Origin of the sequence: Gilliamella sp. wkB108, from assembly GCF_001690195.1 — a bacterium.
GTDB classification, from domain to species: Bacteria; Pseudomonadota; Gammaproteobacteria; order Enterobacterales; family Orbaceae; genus Gilliamella; species Gilliamella apicola_L.
In genome coordinates, this window is record NZ_LZGM01000023.1 from 1 (window position 1) to 1,854 (window position 1,854).

The following is a 1,854-nucleotide window of genomic DNA, read 5'->3' on the forward strand; positions in this document are numbered from 1 at the left end:
GATAAACAAATCATAGCTGAAGGCAAAACCGATGCGCAAGGGAAAACTCAAATGGTGTCATCTGGATATGAAGAGGCTGAAGTAACATTTAGGTATAAAAGGAATTAAAGATGGGAGCTTTCGATGGCCAAAATGTAATAATAGATATTATGGGTAAAACTTATAATAATCCAAATGATCATTATGATTATGGTATCTACACAAAAGTTAAAGACGGTGCCAGAAAATTAGACAATATTGTATTAAGCAGAATCTTTATTACAGTTAAATCAATTACTCAAATAGATCCTGGACATTATTGGATTGAAATTATTCATCAAGATGAGGACGAAACCGATGAATTTATGGAAAAGGCAAGAAAAGACCGATTAGCCGAAAAGGATCTGCCTAAGTTAAATGGAATATGTAAAAAAGCCAATGGTTTTCGTGAAAGTTATGGTTGGTATCCAGATGATGCTGTACTCTTCGGATCCGGATTAAGTAATTTTTTAAAAGGTAACGGTTTTTTAAATGGTGATTGTGAATTAAGAAAACAGGATGATATGGATCATCGTCTATCTAATACAGAAGAACGCAATGCAGGGAGACGTGAAGAAAATAACGATCTTTCAATAAGGCCATTTGATGCTCATCAAAACGGTCGATTTCATCCAGATAAAATTGACGTTACAACTAATCCCTACCTATTACCTGGAGATTCAAGAACAGATGAGCAGATAATAGCAGAAATTAGAGATTTTGCTAAAAGCTTCAAAGATGTATGGAGTTATAATCTCAATAGTTTTGATGAAACCAATTGCCATACTTTTTTATATCTATTATTAGCTACATGTAATTTGGCTGATCCTGATTGTATAGGAAAAGATCTCGATCCATATTTTCTGGCATATAAAACATCTTTAAATGGTAAGAAAAATCTTAATTCAAAATATGAAGAAAGAAAGGAATTAATAAACAAGTTATCGGAACTATCTAAAAATATCTAATTAACTAAATATCATAATATATAAAGGCTGCTAACTCATTTGAAATATTAAGGTATATATGAAAAAAATTCGACAAATTTACTTACTATTTTTTATAGTAGGCATAATAACCAGTATTGAACCTGCACGTGCGGAGATAACGATGAATGATCAAACGGCAATTATTAACCAATTAAAAGCTCAAGCTATTGAACCCAATAAAACCTATTTTCAGTATGATTTTAGTAATTATATGAATAATAAATATAGTTTTCCACGAAAAAAACTATTTTTAGCAATTAGTAATGCTTTAGAAACAGATCCTAGTATGCTCCCTATAGCTAGACAAAATATTGCCGAAATCAAATTAAATAATCATTATCAATATCAAGATGTATTGGAACGAGACAGAGATATCATTGAAATATTATACCCAACTGATGCGTTTCAAGACCTTGATGATGGGGTTCATTTTTATATTTTCGATAAAAATAATCAGTTACAAAAAAAAGAGAAATTTGAAGATGTATTTGAGTTACCTTGCTATTTACGGGTCGAAAAGAAAAATGGCGTAGTCATCAGTATCCAAAAAAGACCGTTAGTATCCATTGCCCACTTTGTTTATGATTATTGGTCAAACCAGAATTTAAAACATACAGTATTGGAAATGTATAATAATAATCAACAATTAATATTCTTTTATGAAATTTTTTACGATGAAAACGGGAAAAGTATAAAAAGTAATGAAAAAAACATATCGACCGGGCAAACCATGCAAGCTAGCTATCTTGAAAAAGATGGTATTGAGAGTATAGAAGAGTATTTTGATAATCAGGGTATTAAAACCAATCATGTTATCTATTATGATAAATCTAAAAAAGCTTACCCT

2 protein-coding genes are annotated in these 1,854 nt (G+C 30.5%); both read left to right on the forward strand.

Features of this window, described 5'->3' with window-relative positions; translation table 11 throughout:
- Positions 1 to 110: 110 nt before the first annotated feature.
- On the forward strand, positions 111 to 986 hold the full coding sequence (locus A9G11_RS03220) for a hypothetical protein (RefSeq protein WP_065618098.1): 876 nt from the start codon (positions 111 to 113) through the stop codon (positions 984 to 986).
- Positions 987 to 1,044: 58 nt separating this feature from the next.
- Positions 1,045 to 1,854, forward strand: an 810-nt coding sequence (locus A9G11_RS03225; protein ID WP_141674335.1) for a hypothetical protein, incomplete at its 3' end; no start/stop codon positions are given.